This window comes from Falsiroseomonas oryzae, assembly GCF_027856955.1.
Classification (GTDB): Bacteria; Pseudomonadota; Alphaproteobacteria; order Acetobacterales; family Acetobacteraceae; genus Falsiroseomonas; species Falsiroseomonas oryzae.
The window spans coordinates 1-23,274 of sequence record NZ_JAPSMD010000039.1 but is presented as its reverse complement, the minus strand read 5'-3'; the positions used below and the strand labels follow the sequence as shown (position 1 = coordinate 23,274).

Below are 23,274 nucleotides of genomic sequence, written 5' to 3'. Positions count from 1 at the left end.
AGCGGCAGCGCGTGGCGCTGGGGCGCGCGCTGCTGGCGCGGCCGCGGGTGCTGCTGATGGACGAGCCCCTGGCCTCGCTGGACGCGCCGCGGCGCGCAGAGGTGCTGCCCTTCCTCGCACGCCTGGCGCGGGCGGCGCGGCTGCCGGTTCTCTACGTCACGCATGCGCTGGACGAGGTGGATGCGCTGGCCGGGACGATGGTGCTGCTGGAGCACGGGCAGGTGCGTGCCGCCGGCAGCGTGGAGGCGCTTTCGGCGCGTCCCGACGTGCCGCTGCTGGCGTTGCGGCGCGACGCCGGTGCGCTGCTGGCTTGCACCGTGGTGGGGCACGAGCCCTCGCGCGGGCTGACGCGGCTGGGCTTCCCGGGCGGCGAGTTGTGGGTGCCGCTGCGGACGGAGCCGGCTGGCAGCGCGCTGCGCCTGCGGTTGCGGGCGCGCGACGTGGTGGTTGCCCTGGCGCCGCCTGAGGGCATGAGCTTCGGCAACTGCATCCCCTGCGTGCTGGGGGCCATCGCGCCCGCCGGAACGCCGCACGAGGTGTTCCTGACCCTGCAGGCCGGCCCGACGGCGCTGCTGGCGCGCGTTGCCCAGGACAGCGTGGGGCGGCTCGGGCTGACGCCCGGCATGACGGTGCATGCCCTGGTGAAGACGGTGGTGTTCGACCACGCCTCGGCGGCGTGACGCCGCGCTTAGATGAACTGGCCGCGCAGGAAGCCGAGCGCGGGCAGGGGACTCCACTTCTTCGGCAGGTCGGCGCGACGGATCGGGGCGACGCTGTAGTGCGGCACCGGCTGGCGGGCCCGGCGCAGCCAGTCCTCGTAGGCGCTGACCTGCTGGGCGCGCCAGGCGCGATCCTCCAGTGCGGCGGCGCGCGAGCGGTAGACATCGGCCACGCGGCTGCGGCGGCCCGCGGTGGCGATCACCGCCCAGAGCGTGTCGTCGTCCCCAGCACGGTGGTCCGTGGCGCGCAGGCTGACGAGGCTTGTCACCCCCCCTGAATCGCAAAACCGGCGGGGGGCGGTCAAGCTTGGCGTGTGGGCCGCAGCGTGGGATCAAGCGGCGCCCGCTGCCAGGACCGAGGAGATAAGCACAGGATGATCGAGCTCTACGCCTACAACACGCCCAACGGCCGAAAGATCAGCGTGGCGTTGGAGGAGATGGGGCTGCCATATCGCGTGACGGTGGTGGACATCACGAAGAAGCAGCAATTCGAGCCGGCCTTCCTGAAGATCTCCCCCAACAACCGCATTCCCGCGATCGTCGACCCGGAGGGCCCGGATGGGCAGCCGATCAGCGTATTCGAATCCGGGGCGATCCTCCTCTATCTCGGCGAGAAGACCGGCCGCTTCCTGCCGGCCGCGCCGCGGGCTCGGGTGGCGGTCTATGAGTGGCTGATGTGGCAGATGGGCGGTTTCGGCCCGATGCCTGGCCAGGTACACCACTTCCTGATGCAGCCCGAGGGCCCCGCGCGCGACTACGGCTTCACACGCTACCACACGGAGACGAAGCGGCTTTACGGGGTGCTGGAGAAGCGCCTGGCCGGCCGGGACTTCGTCGCGACCGAGGGCGAGCCCAGCATCGCGGACTTCGCCATCCTGGGCTGGGCCTGGCGGCACGAGCGGCACCAGGTGCCCTTCGACGATCTGCCGAACGTGGGTGCGTGGTATGCCCGCATGATGGGGCGCCCGGCGGTGCGGCGCGGCTTCGAGGTGCCGCTGTCCTGAGACCGGCCGGCGCCGCCGCGCGGCCCCGAGGGTTGCGAGGGGGTGTCGGGGCGGGTAGAAGCGGCGGGGCATACGTCGTGCAACTTCGGCGAAGCATGCTGTTCACCCGTGCGGAGGGGTGGCCGAGCGGCTGAAGGCGACGGTTTGCTAAACCGTTATAGGGGCTTAAACCTCTATCGTGGGTTCGAATCCCATCCCCTCCGCCAGTTCTGCCCGGTAAAACTTTGATATTGCTGCGATATTGAGAGGTCGTCCGGGCCTTACCCCCAATCCTACCCCCGCCCGCCCGGTGGATTGGCATGGGCGAGCGTAGATGGCCCGCGCAGAGTGGCGCGCGCATGCGTCACAAAAGAAGGCCCGGCACGGGGCAGCTTCACTCGAAGTCAGCCGGTGGTTTCAGCGATGCGCTCCGATCCAACGGAGGTCGCCACATCCCGATGGACCGCATGTAGCGTTCCTCCCGCGCCAGCCGCTCCCGGACCGGTCGCCAGAACCATTCGCCGTGGTCCCGCGCCGCCGCAGAGATGATGCGATAGAGGTCGCCTTGCACGCGGCCGGGATCTCCGCCGGATGCGACGTATGCCCGCCCCGCCAAGTCCGCACAGGTCGCTTCCGGCAGCCCGTCGGCCTTGCCACGTCGATACGCAAGCACGGTCGCCCGCGCCACGTCGCGGGACCAGTGCGAAAGCGGGGTGCGGTGGGTATCGCCGGGCATCGCAGGAACATAACGCCGGCCTCGCGCAGCGTCGCGCGTCGAGTGGCAGCCCTATCCGAACCAGCACCACAACGCGCCACATCGCCGGCAGGGCGCGGACGCAAGCGCAGTTCTCATGCTCGGCTCAGAAGCCGGGCAGCACCGTCCATCCAAACTTCGTCGTGCCGCTCCAACTGTGCTTTCCACTCCGTCCATAGGCGTTCGTAGGTCCGGCGCCGCATCCATTTAGGGCGGCCCGGCAGGGGGCAGTCTGGCCCGTCGTAAATCCCGCCCAACTTCCGATGCAGCCTCGCCAGCCGGGCATGACTGCGGTCCAGCGCGCTGCCGTTCTGCGAGGCATAGGCAAGCCGGTAGGCGCCAGGCCCGCGGCTCAGGAACAGCGTGCCGCCGTTCGGGAGATACAGCTTAGCGCAGCGCCGACCGGTCGCCGGACACCGCCACCACCACCGCACGCCGCCGAAGCGACATGGCGTTGTCAGAAGGTGCACCCGTTGGTCCTGCGGGCCGGTGCGGCGGGTCCAGTGATGCACGTCGAATTGCAGCCGGGCGTGCCCCCTCTCGGCCCGCAGGTCGAGCGTGATGCAAACCTCGGCCCACGGCTCCGCCTCGCCACGGCGCGTCCAGAACCAGCGGATGGGGCCGACCTTCACAGCGTCGTCGGGTGCAATAGGTCGCCAGCCCGGCGCCGCATGGACCGCGCGCATGATCGCGTTCACGTCCAGCACCAGGGACCGGCAGCCCTCCACCGTCACCCGCCGTCCGTGCCGGCCCGACCCCATGCCGCCCATGTGCGCCTCCGCCGAATTTTCCGAAATCGCTTGGCTAACCCACAAAGGATGGACCGCCGGGTAAGTGGCGGGTAACGATAACCGTTGTTGCTATCCGGCAAGGACAGGGCTTTGCCGGGCAAGACCGGGGGAAGGTTAAGCCGTGGTTCGCTCGCTTTTTGCTGCCTGCGCGGTCTGGTTTGTTAGCGGCTGCGGCCTCGTTCCGACGACATCAGAACCGATGCCACTCGGCCCCGATACGTGGCGCATCGCGGCGAGAGCTGCTGCGGGCGCAAGCACCGAAAGTCAAAGAATGGCTCTAACCGCAGCGCAAAGCTTCTGCCAGTCACGAGACTTGCAGATGGTTGTCGTTCGTATGCGGGACATGAACGGCGTTGACGTTGATTTCAGATGCCTGCGCCCCGGAGATCCTGATCTTCGTCGCCCAACCCTGGAGCCGGCGCCAGACATCGTAATCCAGTCGAGATAGTGGGGTCAGCGGCGCCCCTTAGCTGTGCGCCGCCCGCCACAGCCCGTCTAACCAATCGATTTCACCGGCCGACGACACCGGCTTGCGCGCTCAGATTAGCCCTGGCAGTCCGTCTTGGATCGCGCTCTCCTAGGACCTGGTTGGTCCGGTCATCCGTGCGAAGACCATGCGGTCCTTGTTGGCCTGCATCAGCAGGCCGATGCTGGGTATGGCTTCCAGGCCGAGCCCGCGCGGCAGTCCGCCGTCAGAGTCGGCCTCGATCTCCGCGTAGGGTGCGCCCGCCACCTTCTCCCACTTCCCAGCGGGCTTCTTCGCCTCCACGTTCGCCACAGTCGCCTTGAGCACGAGGCGCACAATGGCTTCCTTGGGCGCGGAGGGCTTCGTGAGGCTCGGGTGGCCGGCGATCAACTGCCAGCCGTTCGAAAGAGCCCAACTGCTCAGGGCATCCCTATCCATGCCGCCACTCCCTGGCCATCATTCGCCTGCCCGCCCCTCATCTGCACCCGACGCTGCACGCCAAAAACCAACGCTGTGCAACAAAAGGTGCCGTTCAGCCCTTCGGCTTCGTAGTTTCGTCGTCTTGAAGATGGATGTCATCGCGCGCTGTAGAGGAGGTCGCCGCGCGACCTTCCGGGCCCTTCGCTGCACGCTTTTCCGCTTTGGCCGCAGCCTTGGCCTGCTTGGTGCGCTCGCGGTCTTTGCGCTCCATGTTGTAGTTCGGCTTCCGCATCATCAATCCTTGTTAAACACGTGAGCGCCCCGGCGGGGCCGTCAGCGGGATCTTCTTCCGCGCGCCGAGCAGCCGCAAGCGGAGCCGTGCCAGCCGCGTCCGCTCGGCGGCGGCATCTCGCCCAGCACTCAGAGATGCACGCCCAGCCGCTTCACCGCCTCGGGCAGGTCGTCTTTGACCACCCCGCCCGATCCATCGCCGCGCCGACGTTCACCCCGCCCGCGACCACATCGGCAACAACCCGATCCCGGTGCAGGTGGTGGGGCAGCACCGTCAGGGAAGCTGTTTCCGTTCTCCGCCGTAACTCCCCTCGCGCCGCCGCCCAGCGCGCATGCCCGCGCTCATCGGTATCGACGCCGCGAACCCGGACGCGGATAGGCTGGTCGTGCCCGGCACAGCGTGCCGTGAGCGTGTCGCCATCCGCCCAGCCCGTCGCAGAGCAGCGCCAAGACGCGCCATCGGCAAAGGTCCGCGGCGGCTCCCGCCAGACGCAGGCGGCGGCAGGTTCGGCAAACAGCAAGCCAACACCAAGCACAAGACGCATCACCGGAACCTAGCAGGAACGCGCAAGGCTGGCCCACGAGTCGTTAACAACGGGTGAAGAGTGCGGATCGCCAAGGGCGCTCGGCCCGTGCTGGCCGACGCTCACCCGCATCGACGGGGCGAACCTCCGGTGAGGAGCCGCGCTTCCCCGAGCCTATCGATTGCCCGCCAAGCCGGACACACCCGCTTGTTGCGGTTTCGCGTTGAACGGCGGGACGCCATCGCCCTAAGCTGGCTCGCATCGCTACCTTGGAGAGAGGGGCTCCGTGTCGTTCGCTCGCGTTCTGCCGATTGCTTTTGCGGTCGCAGCCCCGCTCGCCGTCGAAGCTGCCGAGATCCGTTCGGCGCGGTTCCAAAACTGGACCATAAGCTCGCACAGCAGTGACCGAACAGGGCAGTTCAGCCATTGCGCCGCCAATGCTTCTTACCGCTCTGGTATTGTCTTGCTTTTTTCTATCAATGAAAACCAACAATGGACCATTGGCTTCCTCAGCAGAAATTGGAACCTGCGGCCAGGGTCCGAGATAGATTTAACTTACTTTGTTGACAATCGGCCGCCGCGTCCCGGGGTAGCCCGAGCGCTCGATGCAAACCTTGTCCTCATGCCGCTTCCGCCGGAAAATTCTCTCTTTCAACAAATGCGGGCCGGTCAGGTCCTCACCGTCCTCGCGGCCGGTCAGACCTTTCAGTTTTCGCTTACAGGGACCTCGGTGATGCTCCAGACGTTACTCGATTGCTCTCGTAGCAGGGGCAACATCACGGTGGCCGTTCCTCAGCCCGCGCCGCCTCAGGCCCCAACTCCAACGCAGTCGGCGCAACCGAGAGATCGCCCTCCGTCAACGTCTTCGGCAGAGCGTCGCCTCGAAGCAACACAGTTCGTGGCCAACCTGCTTTCCGACAGCGGCATGCGCGGCTTTCGGATCATGACCACGTCCGAGATGCAGCGCGAAGACACCATCCCCCACATCAGAGCCGCAGACGTAGCTTGGCAGGGCGACGGAACCCTCGGCACGCTTCACGTCCTTTCGGGGCCAGCCGCCGGCAATCTCGACCGCCAAGCCAGTGAAATAATCGCATCGGACGCGCGAGATTGCCCGGGAGAGTTCATGACGGCGCGCGTTGCAGATGCCGAGATGCGCAATGTCCGCCGCTTGATGACCTTCTGCACCATACGGCCCAACGAGAGCCTTGCGCTACACTACATGCTGCTCCCCATGCCGGGAGGCATCGCATACCAGCTGGCGATTATAGGGCGCGCGGGGCGCGACGCCGCCTCCGTGGAAGATCAACGGCTTCGAGACGCGGTGCATTCGGTGGTCACGCGCCATCCTGCACTCGGACCGTCCGCTTCGGAACGTCCCACACCGTCACCGGAATTGCCCGTCGGCCGTCGTACCTTCTCAAACTGAAGTTTGGCACGTCTACTGCCGTCGATGTGGCCAGTTCCAATCGCCAAGTCCGGGCGGGATTTTTGGTCGCGCGCGCGGGCGCTTCTCGACTAACGCCTTCCGCAGATCGCCTCTCAGGGAACGCCGTCGCTATCGCCATCCAGACGCCTGAGGCCGCACTGGTTTAAGTAGAAGTACGCTTCGGCACAGTTCACCATCTCCCTGCAGTAGCGCTTTGCTCCGCACATGAAGCTGGCCGAGGCGCTTCCCCGCGCGGAGGGTGTGCCCTGCCGTGGCATGCGGGGCGCCAATGCGGAACTGCCGGTGTCGGGCTGTCTGACCTGCGCGGGCAGAAGCGGGCGCGTGGCGAGGCTGGCAGGTCGCGCGCCCAGAGCAAGACCCGCGTGCGCTTGGGCTGACGCCAAGCAAACAAGCGCGAAGACTCTCAGCACAGACAACCCGCCTACTGCTGTGAGCCGCATCTTTGCCTTCGCCTAAAATGCACGTCGAATGTGTGCTGATTTCCCACTCTTGATCTGTAGAGACGTCGGCGGCGGACTGGAGTTGTAGCCCCTTCCGTGTCGACGGAGTGATGAGGCGAGGATCAGCAGTCCGGCACTCAGAAGTATCATCGTGCCCGGCTCCGGCATCGGCAAAGGCTCGAAAGTGATCCAGCCGGTTGCACTTCTGAAAAGGCCATTGTTGCCCTCCTGGCCGAACCAGAAGTGGGAAAACTCGGGGTAAGAGACAGAGTGTTTGATGATGAGCGCGAAGTCATTGCTGCCGCCAGAAATTGTGCACGGGCTATTGTAGATTCCTCCGACGCCAAGTAGCTCTCCGTTCGGCTCAAAGCAGAACCCGACAGACCCAACAGCGAAGTTGCTTGTGAAGTTGGTGATACCACTTTCGCTTGAGTACCAGACCGGAGCCACTTCGTAGGTGATGTCGAACGAGCCGAAAACTGGATCGACGGGAGGCGGATTTGTTGGCTCGCTGATGTCTGTCAGACCCTGCACGAAGAAGGTGTATCGGCCGCTGACGAGGGTGGCATTACCGTGATCGCTCCAGACCACCGTTGCCAATACAGCCAGTACAACAAGCCTCCCGAGACGCATGTCGTTCGCCTTTCCTCAGACGCCTTAGCGTTGCACGTCAAAACCGCTCAGATCAATGCGCTAGTGTGCGCATAACTGGTGACACTCCTAGTTGAGTAAGTCCGCCAACGAGCGATTTTTCACTGTCGCCGCCTGACTGCGCCGCCATCGCCAACGATTGTCGACCTAGCGGTGCTACGTTCGGCTCCGCGTATTGGTCCGAAGCCTTTGAGGGGGGCAGTGCGAGTGCGTCTGTGGCCACTGCCCGACTATTCCAGCGCCGCCCGACCGAAATTGGCGGTCAAGAGACCGGCGCCCGCGCGTATGGCCTTCCCCGCGGCCGCCAGTGTCGCGGCCGGGCGAGGCTTCCGTGGCGTTGGGTCAGGGGGCGGCATGGCTTGCCGCCTTCTGATGCGCGCGCGCCAGAACCGCCCCCGCCTCCGCGTCGGCATGCGCCGCTGCCGTCACGGCCTCGACCACCAGTTCAGCCAGCAGCGGCGGCAGCGTCACGCCGTCGCCGCGGTCGGCGGCCTCGGGCGGGCGCACCACGACCCCACGCCTGCGCGCAATCACGGCGAAGGTGACGCGCATCTCGCCGAGCGCCGTATCCACTAGAACCACCGGGTTGCGGCGATCCTCTCCGCCGGGCGGCACCCGCACCCGCAGGACTTCCACCGGCAGGTTCGCGCGCGCCCCTGCGCGCGATTTTTCGGCGGGGCGTGCCGCTTCTGCATTCCCTCCCTGAACCGGCACCCCCGCGCGCGATTGCGACAGGGCCGAATGCGCTTTGCTCATGCTGGCATGTCCTCTGCTTCTAGGGACGTTCACGGACCGGCACCGCGGCCGAACGCCGCGCACCACATGCTGTCCAGCCACGCGACTTCCGCGGCGGTGAGCGGGACCTTCTTTCGCGCGCCGAGCAGCCGCGCGCGCAGCCGTTCAAGCCGCTCCCGGTCAGCCGGCGTCGCGCCCGGCTGCCGTGCCAGGTGCGCCATCAGCTTCCGAGCGGTGCGCGGGGCGGCGGTGCGGAACGTGAAGCCCGGCGCCGCCTGACGCGCTGCCTCGGCCGACACCAGCGCGGCCAAGCCGTGCCAGTCCATCCCTGCGGCGTCGAGCGTGCGGCCGATGGCGCGGGCGGCGGCAACCACCTCGCCCTCCTGCGGGCTGCCGAGCAGCGCCACCGCCTTGCCGAGCCTCCGGGCCAGCGCGGGTGTCATGTCGGCCCCCGGTGGTCGCGCCAGCCGCGCAGCAGCCCATCCCGCAGCAGATCGGATGCGCCGGGCTGGTAGGGGCGCGGCGTCAACACGCTTCCGCACACCGCCGCGCGTTCGGCGGCTTCGATGGGGTCCGGCTCCCGCTCGGCCAAGACGGCAGGCAGCAGCCGCGCCGCCGCCAGCCGCGCCACCACAGAGGGCGAGAGCAGCCACGCGCGCCCGTCCGGCAAGGTGAGGTCAAGCGCGCCGGTCGGGCAGCGCGCCACCGTTGCCCCTGCCCGCAATGCCACGTCGAGGCGCACGGCAAGGCCGCTCAGATAAAGGAAGCCGTCCGGGCAGGGCGGCGCGTCCGCACGGGCCTGTGCCGCTTCTGCACGCCGTTCCGTGCGGCCTTCTTCATCGTTGGCGGGGACACCGGGGACACCGGGGACAATGGCGGATTGCTGCGGGTTTGCGTCTGTCCCCGGTGGTTGCGCGGCACCGGGGACACTGGGGACAGGCTCCGCGGCCTGAGAGGTGCGCCATGCGCGCCACCCGGCCAGCAGGTCGGCAGCCGTGGCGCTCATTCCTCGGCCCCGTCCGACAGGATCGTGTCGCGGATCACGTAAACCCGCACCTTGCCGGACAGGCCCACCCGCTCATGCTTCTGCATCCGGCCGTCCCTTTCGCCGGATGGCACAAGGAAGCCTGCCCGGTTCAGCGCGCGCGCAGCCGCCTCGGGGTCCATGCCTGCCACGACGTCGCGCCGCCACGTCTCGGGCAGGATCAGGAAGCGCCAGCCTTTGCCGTCGCGCTTCCGCCAGCCCGCACGATTGATGACGGCCCGCGCCTCGGGGTCGTCATCGTCCTCAAGCGTCTGAAACCGGCTCTCGCCGTGCGCGCCGATGAAGGCCCGCACTGCCGCCACCGCTGCCGCATCCTCGGCCGCGCCGTCCCCGCCGGGCCGGGCTGCGCGCCACGCCTTGAAGCAGACAGCCGCCGCCCGCTCGGCCTCGCCGGGCTGCCAGGGCAGGATGCCGCAGCCGGTCGCCAATTCGCCGGCCGCCGCGACCAGCGCGAAGCGGGTCGCCGCGCGGCGAACCTGCCCGCTCGCACCCGGCGCGACATGCCCGGCGAGGAAGGCGTCCATTACCTCCCGCGCGCTGGCGGCCATGCCCTCGGGGTCCGCTGCCAGGCGTTCCAGCCATGCCCGTCCGGCGGTGCCGTAGGTCCGCCTAGCGACGGCCCGCAGGTGATCCGCCAGCGCCGCCGCATTGGCGAACCCGTGCAGCGTCTCGAACAGCCCATGCGGCCCGGCCTCGGCGGGAATGTCCAACACCCGCACCTCTTGCCCCGCCCGCACGCGGCGCGGCCCGCCGCGCGCCTCGGCCAGCCGATCCGAAAGCCCTTCCTCGCCCGTCGAGAGGAACAGCACGCGCCATTCAGCGACGCGCCGCGCGCTGCCGTCGCGGGCGGCCCGGCCCTTGCCGGCCCCGTTGGCGAGCGCATAGGCGCAGGCGGCCACCGTCTCGGCCGGCGCCTCGCCCATTTCGTCCAGGCAGAGCAGCAGGTCGCAATGCGCGGCGGCGACGCTCTCAAGCGCGTTGTCAGTGGTGCGCCAGCTGCGCGGCCAGCCGCGCAGCCCGCCGCCACCCCACACGGAACCGGCCGCATGAAGCGCCGTCGTCTTGCCCAGGCTGCTACCGCCACGCAGGTGGAAGCCGCCGCCCTCGGCATTCACCAGCGCCATCAACGGCGCGGCGAAGCCGGTGCAGAGCGCGAAGGCGAGGCGCGAATTGCCGGCCGCATGTGCTGCAATGTCGCGCTGCCACTCGCCCAAGGTGCCGGCCTGCGCCAGCGGCGGCAGCGCGTCCGGCCGCTCGGTTTGCAGCATCACGCGCCCGGCCTCGGCCGCACCCATCGCACCATCCGGCAGGACGAAGGCCCGCGCGCCGGACGCGCCGTGCCACCCGATGCGCGCCACCACGCGCACCCGCTCGGGCGGTGTGGCGCGTGTCAGAAATTCCGCCAGCTTGTCGCGCGCCTTGCGGCCGGGGGCCAGGAACAGTCCGCCGTCGAGCAGTCGTGCCCGCACCTCCGTTCCATCGCCGGCCAGCATGTGGCGCGGCATGGCCCATTTATGCGAGCGTCCGTCCGCGTCCTTCCATTCGAGCAGCGAACCCCACGCGTGGCCCGCGCCGTCATTCGTGGCGGCGACGATGCGCAGCGGCCCGCAGATGTGAAGCGGCGCGGCGTCGGGGTCATCGGGCGGGCCGTGGAACAGGCCCTCGGGTGTCAGTCGGAAGCCGCTCGGCAGCGCCGCGGCGCGCGCGGCCTCGGCCAGCATGTCGCGCAGCGTGTCGGCGGTAGTGCCGTCCGGCAGCGGGTCCGCCACGTCCCAGGCCGGCGGGAACGCGTCGGGGATCTGAACCACCGCGGCGGAAGCCGCACCCGCCGCGCGACATGCCTTCTGCACATCCGCCGCAGCCTTCCGGCCCGGCGCATCATGGTCCGGCCAGATCAGCACGCGCCGGCCCGCCATCGGCGTCCAGTCGGCGCGGGTGGCGGCACCTGAGCCACCCTGCCAGGTCACGGCCACCTGTTCGGGGAACAGAAGCGCGGCAGCGTCGGCGGTCTTCTCGCCCTCAACCACCAGCACCGGAGCGTCAGGACGCGCAGCGAGGTCCGGCAGGCGATAAAGCGCCGAAGGCGTCGGCGGTGCCTTCCATTGCCAGCCGCGCCGGCCGCGCAGGACACCGAATGTGCAGGGCAGCATTTCCTTGCCGTCCTGCGTATCGAAGCGCGCGACCATGAACAGCGGACGGCCCTCGGCGTCGCGATAGGTCCATGTCGCGGCCGGCGTGCCTTGCTTCGCGTGGCGCGGCGTGCCCGGCGGTTCCTCTGGGGCGGGCAGTTCAGGCAGCCAATCATCCGCCGGCTTCGCACGCGGGCCGGTCGTCGTGGCGCTCGGCGCATCGGGTAGCGGCGCGAAGGTGTCGGCGGCGTCCATCATCGCGCGGCCTCCACCCCGAGCATCCGGGCAAGCTGGCGGGCGGCTTCATCCTGCGGGATGCGCGCGACGGCAGCGGCGAGGGACACGAAATCCCCGCCTTTGTCGCCGGTCGCGTTGTCGATCCAACACCCGACGTTGACGCCTTCGAGGTTGACGCGCAGCGACTTGCCGGCTGCGCCCGACAGGTCGCCGGCCGCCCAATACTTCCCGCGCTTCGCACCACCGGGCAGCAGCCGGCGGCACACGTCCTCGGCGCGGGCGCACGCGGCGCGGTTGACGGCAGCGAAGTCGGGCGGCGGCTCGGCCTTCGCGATGCGCTCCACCGCCGCCAGTTGGCGCGGCGACAGCGGGCGGTGCCGTGCCTGCCGCTGCACGTCGAGCAGGAAGGCGCGCAGCTTCGGCGGAAGATCGGGCCGCGCAAGGGCGGCTTGCAGCAGGTCAGCGCCCATGCGGGGCGGCCTCCATGTGAGCCAGGGCGGCGAGCGCCGCCGGGATGGACGGGAAGGCCAGCGGCAGCCGCCGGCCGGGGATGACGATGCAGGCGCGCGGCTGGCCCTCGGCGTCGCGCAGGTCGTCGCGCAGCACCAGGCGCACCCCGGCCGGCGCCGGTCGCCGGTCGCGCTGCGCGGCTTTGTGGCGCTCGATCCAGTCGAGCAGCGGGGCAGGCCGCACCGCCTTGGCGCCCGGCGCATGGCGCCGGCCGCAGGTCGGGCAGCGTGTGGTGTTGGGATTGGCTGGCATGGTGCCGGCTCCTGTCGAGGATGGAGCCGGAGCCGCTTTGCCTTGGCGTTCAGCGCCGCGCGCTGGTAGAAGGCGGGTGTCGAGACCGCGTTGACTACCAGATGCGCCACGCATCCCGCCGGGCAGCCGCAAGGCCCCGGCGGTTTGCGTTTTCAGGGCGCCGCGATGCGCAGCGCCGTCAGCATCAGCAACGCAACGATGGCGCCGGCGAGCACCGGAATGAGCATGGCGCGCATCACCCCACGTCCTCGAATGCATCCCGGTGCAGCGGTGCCTTTCCGCTGCCCCACTCTCCTTCCGAGAGGACGTGCCGCAGGTGATGCGCCTTCAGCTTCCAATCCGGCCCGAGCATGGCCCGCAGCAGAAGCGCGATGTCGTGGCGGTTGCTTTCTTCGCGGCAGCGTTCAGGCAGCGTGCCGATCAACGCGTAGGTCGTGGCCAGGGCTTGGGCGATGATGTAGCCGTCGCGCCCGGTCAACTCATCGGCGCGCATCATGCCGCCCTCGGCGTGCGCGGCGCCGCCTCCACCGCAGCCCGCAATTCGGATCGTCGCCAGCGCGGAGCGCGGGGTGTGACGTAGTAGGGCGCGGGCAGCGTGCCCCGCTTCACGTCGCGCCAGAACGTCGACAGCGCGCGGCCCGTCTCGGCGGCGCCTTCCTCGGCCGTCAGCAGCGGATCAGCGGCAAGCGCGCGCGCCTCGGCGCGATTAGCGCGCCGGGCGGTGCGGCGGGGCGTGGTGAGCGGAAAGGTCTCAAGCTGCGCGGCACCGGCAAGCAGCGCGGCGCGGGCGGTCGGATCGGACACTGGTTGCCACCTCCATGTAAGTCCGTGGGAGTGGCGGATCGTCTACGGCAGCGCGAAGGGCGTGGCGTCTGACGGAACTTAAGGGTTAGGTTTCGTCCTCAGGCGGCGGCCCTCAGCCAATAACCGACGCATGGAGCGGCGAGCGTCCGCTGGGTCGGTGCCATCCCCTAGTCGCGCAATTCGAAGTGCTGGAATGACGCCCTCCGCTCCGATCCCGCTAAAGGCGTTCCTCAGGAAGGCTTCGGCGTATTCAGGAGGCTCACCATCACGCATACGGTCGTAAGTGTCGGCAGCACGGCCTTTCCACCAGTCGGCATGCGCAGCGCCAAACCCGTTCCAGCCACGCCGTGACAAGCCAAGGGCGGCAGGAACCATCTGCATCGCACTATCCGGGTCAAGTTGGGGCGCCATACCGCGAGTAGCACGCGGCTGAGCCGGGTCGCTCAACCAGGTCAGTGCTGACAGGTTGCGAAGCGCCTTCAGCAGACATTGCAAGGCCCAATCCGGCACCAGCAAAGGCAGGCTAGGAGGCGTGTCGTCGTCCACCTCGTCCCCAACAAGCCACTGGGCAGTTAGCCGCAGCCGCCTCTCAATCTCACGAAAGGCATACACGGGGTTGCCGGTCGCACCGTAAAGCTTCTCGTTGTTGTCTGTCGCCTCCAGCCATTCCCACAGCCAGTTCAGCAGTCGAAGCAAGTAAGCCTCATCCGGTTCGCCCTCATCGGGTTCCGGGTGTTCTGCAAGAAGCGCTTTCAACCTCTCCGTCTGGTCGGACATGCAGCGCCTCCGATGCGCGCTCCGATAGGGATGTCGGCGCGGCAACCCGGTTCGGAGGTCCAGGCGTTCGGCGGCCAAACCTAGCCGCGCCAAGCACACCCTACTCGGGCGCGCCAACTCCGTGCTACAGTGGAATGTGTGAGCAAATGCTGCTTTGCGCGCGCTCCACTGCTCCATCCGCAGGCCCCACCATCACGCGCAGACACAAGGCTGGTTCGGCTCCGTCCCCAATCCTCGCCACGCTTCAGACTGACCTTGCCGGGGTCGAGGACGCGCCGGGCTGGGAGGTGGACTCGGGGCTGGCCTTCGCGCCACGATCGCGAGCGAATTGCTCCTGTTGGCGCCGCCGCGCCCAGTCCCAGACATCCTCGCTAAACACCGCTGCGATGAAGCAGGAAAGGAACACCGCATAGGCGTTCAGCGGTGGGTTGGCCTGTGTGAACACAGAGATGCCGCCCAACACAGCGAGGAAGACCAGCATCGCTGCGGCGATGCCGCGGATCAACGCCGGCACGATCCAGGCCGCGGGCGTCACCGGCTGGCCACCCCCGGCGGCGATCTGGCGGATGAAGGTCGTTGACATCGCGCCAAAGAAGCCAAAACCCAACAGCCCCGTAATTAGTGCAAGGTCGCGCGACTGCGTGCGCAGCAGCCAACCGGCGGCCTGACCGAAGATGCCGAGGCCGGCGCCCGGATCGGGGCGCTGGGCTACCTGAGCGCCCGAGAGCAGCGTGCCGACTTGCTGGCAGACATCGGAGTTGCCGAGGTCGGGGAGGGCGGACCCGCTCGCCCGCAGCGAGAGGCTATAGCCGTCCGCGGCCACGCTGCCCGGCTCCCGCGGGCCTGGCCGGAAGGAGATTAAGCCTTCGCTCACGAGGAATCGCGTCAGCGACTCGCTATCTCCGGCTCGCACTGCCGAGGCAATCGCCCGGCTGATGTCGGCGTAGCGCGCAAGCTGTGTCAGAGACTGGCTGAAGAGGCGCCTGTCGAGGGCGAGGCCGGCGCGGCAGGCGTCGATCCCGCTGACGAAACTGGCTGTCGCGTTCTCCATCTGAGCTGTGAGGCGCGCGACGTGGTCGAGGGTCAGCTGGCCGCCCACACGCCCCGGGTTCTGCTCCTCGAAGGCGGCACGCATCCGCCGCATGAGTGTCCCCGCTTGCTCACTGAAACGCTGCTGGGCCTCGATCAGCGCGGTGGTTGCCTCCGCATGCCCCTCGATGGCGTTCCTCAGCGCCGCAACGTCGTTGCGCAGGATCCGCGCGCGTATGTTGAGGACGCCGAGCGCAAACTCGGGCATGGACAGCGAAGCGGCCGAGCGCTCGCGTATCTGCTGCCACGCGGCGGCAGCTTCGCGCCCCTCTGCGTCCATCTCGCCAGGTAGAGCTTCGACCTCTGCCAGGTCAAACGTGGACGACGGCGGGGTGCGGGCAATGGAATCGGTTACGCGTGTCTCGTAGGCGGTCACGATCGTGCGCAAGTCGCGCTCCAGCGCGGAACGCGCCTCGTCAAGATTGGTGGCGCGGTCGCTGAAGATCGGGATCGCAATGATGGCCGAGACCGCAAGGAAGAGCGCGCCGCCGAGGAAAACCGTTACGCCGAGAACGGCGCCGATCCTAGACAGCGTCGCGGCGGGCGGGCGCGGTAGGGCCGGCGGCGCCGCGGCGAGTCGGCGCAGCAGCAGCACGCTGAGCAGCGCCATGCCGAAGACCACTACAGCCCGCGCCGCGTCGGAAGCCTCAAACGGCTGGCTGCCGATAAGAAACACCCAGTTCCGCGCCAGCGTCACGCGCACCGAATTGGCGCCGCTCGCGACGCAGTTCGGCAGGTCAGCGACGCCGTCGCGGCAGGCCTGCGCCAAGTTGGGTGCAATCGCAGCCAACTCCGCCGGTAGCGTGAACAGCAACAGCCCGACTAAGCCAAAGGCGACGCGGAGCAAATTGAGGAAGGGCGACGGCTCATAGGCCAGCGCCAGGACCAACGCCGCCAGGACCGTGATGCTGTCCAGCGGCGCGAGGGGCGCGATCAGCACGCGCCGCAAGATGCCGAGCAGCCTGCGCAGCAGTGCCAGCCCGATCCCAAGCAGCACAAAGGCGACTACCGCGAGGACGCCGACGACCGTGAGCACGGTAGGGGTGTCCTGCATCGCCTACCTCCGGCAGCAGTACCGACCTAGACGCATCAAGCGTTGCTGACGGTTAGCCTATGGTCGGTCGCGGCGACGTTGCAAGCGCTTGGCGCCGACGGGGTAGGCGGCGCGGCAACTCTCTTCGGAGGTCCGGGCTTTCAGCGGCCAAACCTAGCCGCGCCGAGCTTCAATCTAGTTCGTTCCGGGGAACGGAACCAGCGGCGGCAAGCTGGCCGGCGTCCCCGGTGTCCCCGGCGGCGGCGGCGGCACCGGGGACACGCGAAGGCGGCGACTTTCTGCGATTGTCCCCGGTGTCCCCGGCGTCCCCGGTGGAAGCGATAGATAGCCGCATGTGCCGCCCGCGGCGCACCGTTACCCGCCCTTGCCGGCGGTGCGGCGAGCGCGGGCGGCGGCAAGGCTGACGGGCGCAGCGGGCACCTTCGCGCAATGCTCGGCCCATGCGTCCATCATTGGCCGGCGCTGTTCCAGCATGTCCTCCCGCGCATAGGCCGCGCGCACCTTGTCCTTGTCGGTATGGGCAAGCGCCAGTTCGGACAGCGGGTCCGGGTAGCCGGCGGCGAGTGACCAGCCCTTGAACGTCGCGCGGAAGCCGTGCGGCACTACCGCCCGACCCTCGATATCGCGCCAGCGCGGCGGCTCATGCTCGGCCAGTCCGTCGCACGCCATGCCGCGCACCAGCATGGACAGCGCCATGTCCGACAGCGGGCGGCCCTTGCGCGCGCCCGGAAACACCAGATCGTCCGGCTTCTTTGCGAGGTCCTTCACGCTCTCCACCAGCGCCAGCGCGGCAGGTGGCAGCGGCGTCCGGTGCGGCTTCTTCGTTTTCATGTTCGCAGCCGGCGCGGTCCAGATGCGCGCCTCTAGGTCGATTTCCCGCCAGCGCATCAGCCGCACCGCACCCGTGCGGCTCCCGGTGAGGATTGCGAAGCGCAGCGCCTTGGCGGCCATGCCCTTGTGGTCGGAGAGCGCACCCATGAACGCGCCCATCTGTTGCCAGGGCAGGGAGGGAAAGTGCTTCACCGCCCGCACCCGGCGGGGCGGCGGCAGCGTTGCGGAAAGATGGCCCCTCCACCGGGCCGGATTGGCCGGCGTCTCGGAACGCCAGCCCTTCACGCGGGCATCGTCCAACACAGCTTCGATGCGCTGCCGCACGCGGGAAGCCGTCTCGGGGATCTGATCCCAGATCGGCCGCAGCACATCCAGCACGTCATCCGTGCCGATCTTCGCCACCGGCTTCTTCCCGATGATGGGGAAGGCGTGTTGTTCCAGCGTGGCGAGCCATTGGGCGGCGTGCTTGGCGCTGCGCCAGCCGGACCGCTTGTTATCCACCAGCGCACGCGCGGCGGCCTCGAAGGTTTGGGCGGCGGCCTGCGCCGTCTCGCGCTTCACGGCCTCGCGCCGGGCTTCGCGTTCCGCGATGGGGTCGCGCCCTTGTTGCAGCACGGCGCGGGCTTCGCGTGCCAAGTCGCGTGCGCGTGCCAAGGATACGCCGCCGGCTTCTTCGTCCTTCGAGGTGAGGGCCACCCACCCCAGGCCCATTTCCCGCGCCTTGCCGTGCAGCGTATAGCGGAACAGCCATGACTTCGTGTCGCCGGCAGCGACTTGCAGATACAGCCCCTCACCATCCCCGAACCGCACCGGCCGCTTGCCCTTCGCGGGATTGTGCCGCAGCGCCTTCACCGTGACAGCGGACAGCTTGCCCATCGCCCTACCCCTAAATCCTACCCCCGATCCTACCCCCACCAGATTGGGGGTAGCTGGTGGATTGGCGTAGATGCGTATAGAGAACAAAATCAGCGCATAGCAAGGAAAATGGCGGCGCGGTGGGTGACTATGGACGCGCGTGGATTGGACTTTGGCAGACATCCCCTCCGCCACCCGAGCCGCGTAGGCGCTCGATATCTTGGCATTTGTGCGAGTGGCTGCCCGACCGGTCCACAGCCGGCCGGCTGCCTGCCGTATCCCGGACGGACGCGCGGCGAACATTCACAGAATGGAACGCTCGGTCGGCAGGCGGCGGGCGGGAGGCTCGGTCTGGCACGCGCGCTGGCGCAGCTCCGGCGGGGCTACAGGCGGCTCCCCGCGCCGCCCCCAGTCTGTTTGCGGCGACGCTGGCGCAGGATCCGCGTGCCGCCCTGGCCGGCGTGGCGGCGGTCGCGCTCCGGGCCCTGGCGGGGGCGCGGCCGGTGTCGGCGCCACGCGAACGCGCCCGCTTCCCGACCGGTAGGCCGCTGGTCACGGAAGCGCCGCTGGCGACGCGACCTTTGGCGAGGAGTCCAGGAACCGGCGGAACATCCCGTTGCGCAGCGCGAGCAGGCGCGACGGTGGGCCTTCCTCGACCACGCGGCCGTCGACGAGGCAGACGACGTGGTCCGAGTCGACCGCGGAAGCCAGGCGATGAGTGATGACAAGGATCGTCGCCCGCGGCAGCCGGGACCGGACGCGCGCCCGGATGTCGCTTTCGAGCGGGACATCCACCGCGTTGGTGGCCTCGTCGAGGATCAGCAGGTCGGGGTTGCGCACCAGCGCGCGGGCCAGGCCGATACGCTGGCGCTGGCCGCCTGACAGGTTCAGGCCCGCATCGCCGACATCGGTGTCGAAGCCGGCGGGTAGCCCTTCGATGAAGCCGAGGATGCCGGCGTCGGCGGCGGCGGCGCGCAACTCGGCCGGCCCGGCCTCCGGGCTGCCCATGCGGATGTTGTCGGCGATGCTGCCCGGGATCAGGTCGCTGTCCTGCCCGGCAAGCGCGATGCTGCGGAGCCACTCCGCGCGCCGTAGGCGGTGCAGCGGCTCGCCGTCGACCAGGATCGTGCCGGCCTGGGGCTCGTAGAGCCGCAGCAGCAGGTTGACCACCGTCGTCTTCCCCGCGCCGCTCGGGCCGACCAACGTGGTCAGCCCGCCGCGCGGTAACGAGAAGCTCGCCCCGCGCAAAGCCGGCAGCGGCGTGCCTTCGTGGGCGAAGGTGACTCCGACGAAGCGGATGTCCTCCGCGCTGCCGCTGAACGCGCGGTGGCCGTCGGGGGGATAGGTCTTGTCGGAGCGATCGACGATCTCGCGCACGGCGCGCAGCGCGGCGGCAGTGCCGGCAAGCCAGGTGCCGTGGCCCTCCAGCTCGCGCAGATGCGGGTTGAGCCGGTGCAGCAGCGCAATCGCGGCCAGCGTCGCGGTGGTCGGCAGGTCGAGCAGTACCGCGGACGTTACGATGAGTCCGAGCACCGCGAGCGAGCCCATCTCGCCGAGTGGGCCGACAAGGCTGTAGAGCCGCTCGATGCCGGCGAATGCGTCGCGCGCCTCCGCCGAGGCCTGGGCGAACCGTGCCTTCGCCGCCGCCTCACCGCCGAAGGCACGGATCGTGCGCATGCCGTGCAGCGTGGCCAGCATCCGCGCGGCGAGCTGCTGGTTCGCCGCCACCGCGGCCTGTCCCAGCTGCGCGGCGTGCCGCGACACGGCGCGCAGCGCGAGCCAGAGCAGCGCAGACCCGGCGGCAGCGATCGCCGAGACCTGCCAGGAGATCGCCAGGAGCAGCATCCCGAAGACCGCGACGGTGCAGAGGTTGATGGCGATCCGCGCGACAGCATGCCAGGCATCGGCCACCTTCCAGGTCTCCGTCGCCAGCGTATTCAGCAGCACGCCGCGGTCGCGTCTGCCAAGCTCTGCGAAGGTGATGTCGAGGAACTGCGCGTGCACCTGATTGCGCAGGTCCTCGCTGATGCGGTTGCGCGCGGTGGCAATGACCAGGCTGTAGGCGAGCGCGAGCGTGGCCTTGCCCAGGATCAGGCTGAAGACCATCGCGCCGAGCGCGATGCTGCTGCCGCCGGCCAGCGCGTGCGCCGCCGCGTAGATCTGCCCGAGCAGGCCGCCGATACCAACCGCGTCGGCCCCGCGCCCGAGCAGCTGGTAGATGAGGAGGACCACCAGACTGACGCCGACGCTTTCCGCCAGCGCGGCGGCCAGGCCGAGCAGCACCACGAGCGGAGCCGCCCAGGCATGCTGCCGGCTGAGCGGCGCAAGCCGTCTCAGCTCGGCCCAGACGTCGCCGGTGGGCTTGCTCATCGCGGGCGAGCCGTGGCGCTCATGGCACGGACCATCGTGCCACGACCTCGATACCGGTGGGCGACCGCCGGCCGAGCGCATAGCCGGCCAGCGTCAGTGGGCTCGCTGCCAGCCAGAGCGCGATGCGCGCACGCCGGCCGAGCCGCGAGAAGGCGATGTCGTGGCCTAGCGCCGTCATCGGTGTGATGAAGCCGCCGGTGGCATCCGGCGCGCGCCCGAACAGCGCGGCGAGCGCGTCCAGGCTGTAGCCACGCCGAACATGGCCCCATTCGGTGAGCAGCTCGGCCTCGGCCCGCGCGATCAGACGCATGAAGCGGTGATGCGGGAAGCGCCAGTTCTCGCACGGGGTGCTCACAAGCAGGAAGCCGCCCGGCCGCAGCACCCGCAGCGCCTCCGCCGCGACGCGCTCATGCGCTGGCACGTGCTCAATCAGGTCGAACATCGTCACCGCGTCGAAGGCCGCATCGGCGAAGGGCAGGCACGCGGCGTCGCCGCAAACGAAGTCCACGCCCGGCCATCGGTTCGGCGCCGCGGCCGCATGGCCCGCCTCGTGATCGAGCGTGGTGATCCGCGCCCTGGGATACAGCAGCGCGGCGAGCCCGCTGCGCCCGCCGCCGATGTCGAGCGCATGCCGCACCGCGACGTCCGGCGCGAGGCGGTGCACGGCACGCATCTTCTCGCGGTAGAAGAACCCCAGGGTATGCGGGTAGGGGAACGGGTTGCGCGCCAGGAAGGCGCCGAGCGTGGCCTTGCCGCCGCCCGCCCCGCACGGCAGGTCGCGGGCGGTGCGGTTCACGGCTGCACCCGGGTGGCCGGCTGGGCCGGGCCGCTGCGCGCCGAGACCCAACGCAAAGCGCCGAGTCCGGACAGCGCGCCGCGCAGTTCCGCGCCCATGAGCCGAACGCGACCGTAGCGGTCCCGCCCGAGCGCGGCATCGATCAGCAGTTGCGCATAGTGGGCGGGGATGGTCGCGGCCAAGCGCCGCAGGTTGCCGCGATGGCCGTGTCGCGCGTACTGCACGAGCAAAGCGGCCACGTGGCCGCGCATGTAGTCGCGCATCTGGCGCCGCAGCGCAGGCCAGTCGCGCCGGTGCGTGTGGAACACCACCGCCGCCGGTTCGTAGCGGCAGGTCCACCCGGCGGCGAGCATCCGGTACCAAAGCTCGCTATCCTCGCTGCAGCCGGCGGCGCCGGCGCCGAGGCGCTCGTCGAAACCGCCCAGCCGTTCCACGACGTCGCGTCGCATCGCCATGTTGGCGCCTGCGCCGATCCGCCAGGTCGGCACGCCATAGGGCAGCGTGGCGCGGAAGAACGCGGGGTCGTAGGTGATGCGCTGCAGACCCTGGCCGAAGCCGCGCAGCCCGCGCTCGAACACCACCTGCGCTTCGGTCTCGAGCTCGGCCGGCAGCACGAGGCCGGTGACGCAGGCGGTGTCGGCCGAGGTGAAGCCGGCAATCAGCCTCGCCGCCCAATCCGGATGCAGCACCACGTCATCGTCGGTGAAGGCGACGATCTCCTGCCTGGCGTGCCGCAGGCCGGTGTTGCGTGCGATGCTCAGCCCCCGCCGCGGCTCGGCCACCACGCGCAGCTTCGCGGCCGCGGCTGCCAGCGCGCGCGGCACCGCCGGGGTCGCGCCATTGTCCACCACGATTACCTCCGCGATGGCATCGAAGTTCGGGCCAAGCGAGCCGAGGCAGCGTGCCAGCGCATCCGGCCGGTCACGCGTGCAGATCACCAGGGAGAGACCGACCGCCGGCGGTGGCGGCGGCGCCAGCACGGCGTCCAGTGCCCGTCCCACGTCCTGCTGCGCCAGGATGGCGGCGAGGTCAGGCACCGCGCGGTCACGCCAGCTTCGTGTCGGCAGAAGACCCTCGAAGCCGCGACCGACGAGTCGGTCGCCGATGCTCGCCGCGACGGCCGCGGGAATGCTGGCGGCGACTGCCGCAGCGGGCACCGGCAACTCGGCCGCGAGATAGTCGAGCTTGCCGAGTGGCACGCCGCACCGCCACAGCATCAGGATTACGCCGGCATGGCCAGGGCTGGCCGCAAGCTCCGGCGCCTGTTCCGCGATGTCGTGGTGAATGACGCGCCAGGCGCCGCGGACGCTCACGGCTGGGCCCGGCGGATCCGCTCGACGCGGCGGGCCGAGCGGCTGTATTCGCCGAACAGGCCGACCATGCCGCCGAGCAACTCGACGACGATCATCCCGGGCGGGGCGACATGCCGCCCGCGCAGGCTGCGCAGCAGTTGGCGGAACTGGCTCGCAAACCACCACGCGACCAGCCGGCGCAACCGCGGCCGATACGCCGGATCGGCGGCGTGCGACTTTGCCACGAACGCCATGTGCGCCAGCCCCCAGGTCCAGTACTGCCAGCGCAGCGCGCGGAGGTCTCGGCGGTGTTCGTGGAACACAGCGAATTGCGGTTCATAGGCCATCGTGTGGCCAGCGCGCGCGACACGGTAGAACATGTCGAGGTCGCCGCCGCCGGGCAGCGGCGCGCCCGTGTCGAGCGCTTCGTCGAAGCCGCCGAGCTCCAGCAGCGTGGCACGGTCGAAGGCCATGTTCGCGCCGGCCCCGAAGCTGCCTGCGCCGCAGGGGAACAGCGGATTGTCCTGACGTTCGCGCCGCCACCGCCGCTTGTCGAGGCCGCGGCCGAAGCCGCCGCGACGCTCGAAGATGATCTGCGCCTCGGTGGACAGCTCGAGGGGCAGCACCAGCCCGGTGAAGCCGCGCGCATCCGGGTTCTCGGACCAGGCTTCGTGCAGCCCGGCGAGCCAGCCGCGATCCACGACCACGTCGTCGTCCACGAAGGCCAGGATCTCGCCCGCCGCCGCGTGCAGCGCGCGGTTGCGCGCGAAGTCGAGGCCCGGCTTCGGCTCGAGCAGGTAGCGGACGCCGGAGCTGGCCTCGGCCACGCGCCGCGTCCGGTCGTCGGGCGGTGCGTTGTCCACCACCAGCACTTCGAAGGCGGCGGCGAGCGCGGCCGGGGGCGGGTCCAGCGCGGCGAGCGAGGCGAGGCAGCGCCGCAGCTGGTCCGGCCGGTCGCGCGTGCAGACGGCGACGGAGACGGGGGGCATTCGCCGCGGTGGCGCCCCCG

At 69.5% G+C, this 23,274-nt stretch carries 25 protein-coding genes and 1 tRNA gene; 4 read left to right on the top strand and 22 right to left on the bottom strand.

Features of this window, described 5'->3' with window-relative positions:
- Positions 1–680: TOBE domain-containing protein (locus OZN99_RS06770; protein WP_270934433.1), on the top strand; the 680-nt coding region annotated here is incomplete at its 5' end.
- An 8-nt stretch (positions 681–688) separates the two neighbouring features.
- Here OZN99_RS06770 and OZN99_RS06765 read toward each other — a convergent pair.
- A complete protein-coding gene (locus OZN99_RS06765) occupies positions 689–988 on the bottom strand; it encodes a hypothetical protein (protein ID WP_270934432.1) in 300 nt (99 codons plus the stop codon).
- A 105-nt stretch (positions 989–1,093) separates the two neighbouring features.
- Between OZN99_RS06765 and OZN99_RS06760 the strand changes: the two genes are divergently transcribed.
- Both OZN99_RS06760 and OZN99_RS06755 read left to right on the top strand, forming a co-directional pair.
- Positions 1,094–1,723: a glutathione S-transferase family protein gene (locus OZN99_RS06760; RefSeq protein WP_270934431.1), complete on the top strand. Its 630-nt coding sequence runs from the start codon at positions 1,094–1,096 to the stop codon at positions 1,721–1,723.
- Between the two features lie 112 nt (positions 1,724–1,835).
- Positions 1,836–1,929, top strand: a tRNA-Ser gene (locus OZN99_RS06755).
- 167 nt (positions 1,930–2,096) lie between these two features.
- Here OZN99_RS06755 and OZN99_RS06750 read toward each other — a convergent pair.
- The 4 genes from OZN99_RS06750 to OZN99_RS06735 form a co-directional block, all read right to left on the bottom strand.
- Positions 2,097–2,438, bottom strand: a complete 342-nt coding sequence (locus OZN99_RS06750; protein ID WP_270934430.1) for a hypothetical protein — start codon at positions 2,436–2,438, stop codon at positions 2,097–2,099.
- A 113-nt stretch (positions 2,439–2,551) separates the two neighbouring features.
- Positions 2,552–3,226, bottom strand: coding sequence for a hypothetical protein (locus tag OZN99_RS06745; protein WP_270934429.1), 675 nt, complete (start codon positions 3,224–3,226; stop codon positions 2,552–2,554).
- 598 nt (positions 3,227–3,824) lie between these two features.
- A complete protein-coding gene (locus tag OZN99_RS06740; RefSeq protein WP_270934428.1) occupies positions 3,825–4,151 on the bottom strand; it encodes a hypothetical protein in 327 nt (108 codons plus the stop codon).
- Positions 4,152–4,245: 94 nt separating this feature from the next.
- Positions 4,246–4,428, bottom strand: a complete 183-nt coding sequence (locus tag OZN99_RS06735) for a hypothetical protein (RefSeq protein WP_270934427.1) — start codon at positions 4,426–4,428, stop codon at positions 4,246–4,248.
- Positions 4,429–5,234: 806 nt separating this feature from the next.
- Here OZN99_RS06735 and OZN99_RS06730 point away from each other — a divergent pair.
- Positions 5,235–6,377, top strand: coding sequence for a hypothetical protein (locus OZN99_RS06730; protein WP_270934426.1), 1,143 nt, complete (start codon positions 5,235–5,237; stop codon positions 6,375–6,377).
- A gap of 113 nt (positions 6,378–6,490) precedes the next feature.
- Here OZN99_RS06730 and OZN99_RS33525 read toward each other — a convergent pair whose 3' ends face one another.
- The 17 genes from OZN99_RS33525 to OZN99_RS06650 form a co-directional block, all read right to left on the bottom strand.
- Positions 6,491–6,604 (bottom strand): excalibur calcium-binding domain-containing protein, encoded by a 114-nt coding sequence (locus OZN99_RS33525; protein WP_408611813.1) that lies wholly within the window; start codon positions 6,602–6,604, stop codon positions 6,491–6,493.
- Positions 6,605–6,850: 246 nt separating this feature from the next.
- Entirely contained in the window at positions 6,851–7,471 is a 621-nt protein-coding gene (locus OZN99_RS06725; RefSeq protein ID WP_270934425.1) for a PEP-CTERM sorting domain-containing protein, read from the bottom strand.
- Between the two features lie 360 nt (positions 7,472–7,831).
- Positions 7,832–8,245 (bottom strand): hypothetical protein, encoded by a 414-nt coding sequence (locus tag OZN99_RS06720; protein WP_270934424.1) that lies wholly within the window; start codon positions 8,243–8,245, stop codon positions 7,832–7,834.
- Between the two features lie 29 nt (positions 8,246–8,274).
- Positions 8,275–8,631: a hypothetical protein gene (locus OZN99_RS06715; protein ID WP_270934423.1), complete on the bottom strand. Its 357-nt coding sequence runs from the start codon at positions 8,629–8,631 to the stop codon at positions 8,275–8,277.
- A gap of 32 nt (positions 8,632–8,663) precedes the next feature.
- Positions 8,664–9,230, bottom strand: a complete 567-nt coding sequence (locus OZN99_RS06710) for a hypothetical protein (RefSeq protein ID WP_270934422.1) — start codon at positions 9,228–9,230, stop codon at positions 8,664–8,666.
- A complete protein-coding gene (locus tag OZN99_RS06705; RefSeq protein WP_270934421.1) occupies positions 9,227–11,656 on the bottom strand; it encodes a DUF927 domain-containing protein in 2,430 nt (809 codons plus the stop codon). Before OZN99_RS06705 ends, OZN99_RS06710 begins: the two co-directional genes overlap by 4 nt.
- A complete protein-coding gene (locus tag OZN99_RS06700) occupies positions 11,653–12,105 on the bottom strand; it encodes a hypothetical protein (RefSeq protein ID WP_270934419.1) in 453 nt (150 codons plus the stop codon). Before OZN99_RS06700 ends, OZN99_RS06705 begins: the two co-directional genes overlap by 4 nt.
- Positions 12,095–12,397, bottom strand: coding sequence for a hypothetical protein (locus OZN99_RS06695; protein ID WP_270934418.1), 303 nt, complete (start codon positions 12,395–12,397; stop codon positions 12,095–12,097). Before OZN99_RS06695 ends, OZN99_RS06700 begins: the two co-directional genes overlap by 11 nt.
- 235 nt (positions 12,398–12,632) lie before the next feature.
- On the bottom strand, positions 12,633–12,893 hold the full coding sequence (locus tag OZN99_RS06690; protein WP_270934416.1) for a hypothetical protein: 261 nt from the start codon (positions 12,891–12,893) through the stop codon (positions 12,633–12,635).
- The gene (locus OZN99_RS06685) at positions 12,890–13,201 is read right to left on the bottom strand and encodes a helix-turn-helix transcriptional regulator (protein ID WP_270934415.1); all 312 of its coding nucleotides are present in this window, start codon (positions 13,199–13,201) and stop codon (positions 12,890–12,892) included. The genes OZN99_RS06690 and OZN99_RS06685 overlap by 4 nt, the downstream gene beginning before the upstream one ends.
- 78 nt (positions 13,202–13,279) lie before the next feature.
- Positions 13,280–13,978 carry a hypothetical protein gene (locus tag OZN99_RS06680; RefSeq protein WP_270934414.1) on the bottom strand — a complete coding sequence of 233 codons (699 nt, stop codon included), beginning with the start codon at positions 13,976–13,978 and terminating at the stop codon, positions 13,280–13,282.
- A 244-nt stretch (positions 13,979–14,222) separates the two neighbouring features.
- Complete coding sequence (locus OZN99_RS06675; protein ID WP_270934413.1) at positions 14,223–16,121, bottom strand: hypothetical protein; 1,899 nt, start codon at positions 16,119–16,121, stop codon at positions 14,223–14,225.
- 354 nt (positions 16,122–16,475) lie between these two features.
- Positions 16,476–17,828 carry a tyrosine-type recombinase/integrase gene (locus OZN99_RS06670; RefSeq protein WP_270934411.1) on the bottom strand — a complete coding sequence of 451 codons (1,353 nt, stop codon included), beginning with the start codon at positions 17,826–17,828 and terminating at the stop codon, positions 16,476–16,478.
- A 531-nt stretch (positions 17,829–18,359) separates the two neighbouring features.
- On the bottom strand, positions 18,360–20,177 hold the full coding sequence (locus tag OZN99_RS06665; RefSeq protein WP_270934410.1) for an ABC transporter ATP-binding protein: 1,818 nt from the start codon (positions 20,175–20,177) through the stop codon (positions 18,360–18,362).
- A gap of 19 nt (positions 20,178–20,196) precedes the next feature.
- Complete coding sequence (locus OZN99_RS06660) at positions 20,197–20,973, bottom strand: class I SAM-dependent methyltransferase (protein WP_270934409.1); 777 nt, start codon at positions 20,971–20,973, stop codon at positions 20,197–20,199.
- Entirely contained in the window at positions 20,970–22,286 is a 1,317-nt protein-coding gene (locus OZN99_RS06655; protein WP_270934408.1) for a glycosyltransferase family 2 protein, read from the bottom strand. The genes OZN99_RS06660 and OZN99_RS06655 overlap by 4 nt, the downstream gene beginning before the upstream one ends.
- Positions 22,283–23,274: glycosyltransferase family 2 protein (locus OZN99_RS06650; RefSeq protein WP_270934407.1), on the bottom strand; the 992-nt coding region annotated here is incomplete at its 5' end. The genes OZN99_RS06655 and OZN99_RS06650, both read right to left, overlap by 4 nt.

What these genes read in the sequence shown, in the direction of transcription:
- OZN99_RS06760 (WP_270934431.1), top strand. Translation starts at nt 1,094, where the DNA reads ATGATCGAGCTCTACGCCTACAACACGCCCAACGGCCGAAAGATCAGC.
- OZN99_RS06750 (WP_270934430.1), bottom strand. Translation starts at nt 2,438, where the DNA reads ATGCCCGGCGATACCCACCGCACCCCGCTTTCGCACTGGTCCCGCGAC.
- OZN99_RS06745 (WP_270934429.1), bottom strand. Translation starts at nt 3,226, where the DNA reads ATGGGCGGCATGGGGTCGGGCCGGCACGGACGGCGGGTGACGGTGGAG.
- OZN99_RS06740 (WP_270934428.1), bottom strand. Translation starts at nt 4,151, where the DNA reads ATGGATAGGGATGCCCTGAGCAGTTGGGCTCTTTCGAACGGCTGGCAG.
- OZN99_RS06735 (WP_270934427.1), bottom strand. Translation starts at nt 4,428, where the DNA reads ATGATGCGGAAGCCGAACTACAACATGGAGCGCAAAGACCGCGAGCGC.
- OZN99_RS33525 (WP_408611813.1), bottom strand. Translation starts at nt 6,604, where the DNA reads ATGTGCGGAGCAAAGCGCTACTGCAGGGAGATGGTGAACTGTGCCGAA.
- OZN99_RS06725 (WP_270934425.1), bottom strand. Translation starts at nt 7,471, where the DNA reads ATGCGTCTCGGGAGGCTTGTTGTACTGGCTGTATTGGCAACGGTGGTC.
- OZN99_RS06720 (WP_270934424.1), bottom strand. Translation starts at nt 8,245, where the DNA reads ATGAGCAAAGCGCATTCGGCCCTGTCGCAATCGCGCGCGGGGGTGCCG.
- OZN99_RS06710 (WP_270934422.1), bottom strand. Translation starts at nt 9,230, where the DNA reads ATGAGCGCCACGGCTGCCGACCTGCTGGCCGGGTGGCGCGCATGGCGC.
- OZN99_RS06705 (WP_270934421.1), bottom strand. Translation starts at nt 11,656, where the DNA reads ATGATGGACGCCGCCGACACCTTCGCGCCGCTACCCGATGCGCCGAGC.
- OZN99_RS06700 (WP_270934419.1), bottom strand. Translation starts at nt 12,105, where the DNA reads ATGGGCGCTGACCTGCTGCAAGCCGCCCTTGCGCGGCCCGATCTTCCG.
- OZN99_RS06695 (WP_270934418.1), bottom strand. Translation starts at nt 12,397, where the DNA reads ATGCCAGCCAATCCCAACACCACACGCTGCCCGACCTGCGGCCGGCGC.
- OZN99_RS06690 (WP_270934416.1), bottom strand. Translation starts at nt 12,893, where the DNA reads ATGATGCGCGCCGATGAGTTGACCGGGCGCGACGGCTACATCATCGCC.
- OZN99_RS06680 (WP_270934414.1), bottom strand. Translation starts at nt 13,978, where the DNA reads ATGTCCGACCAGACGGAGAGGTTGAAAGCGCTTCTTGCAGAACACCCG.
- OZN99_RS06675 (WP_270934413.1), bottom strand. Translation starts at nt 16,121, where the DNA reads ATGCAGGACACCCCTACCGTGCTCACGGTCGTCGGCGTCCTCGCGGTA.
- OZN99_RS06670 (WP_270934411.1), bottom strand. Translation starts at nt 17,828, where the DNA reads ATGGGCAAGCTGTCCGCTGTCACGGTGAAGGCGCTGCGGCACAATCCC.
- OZN99_RS06665 (WP_270934410.1), bottom strand. Translation starts at nt 20,177, where the DNA reads ATGAGCAAGCCCACCGGCGACGTCTGGGCCGAGCTGAGACGGCTTGCG.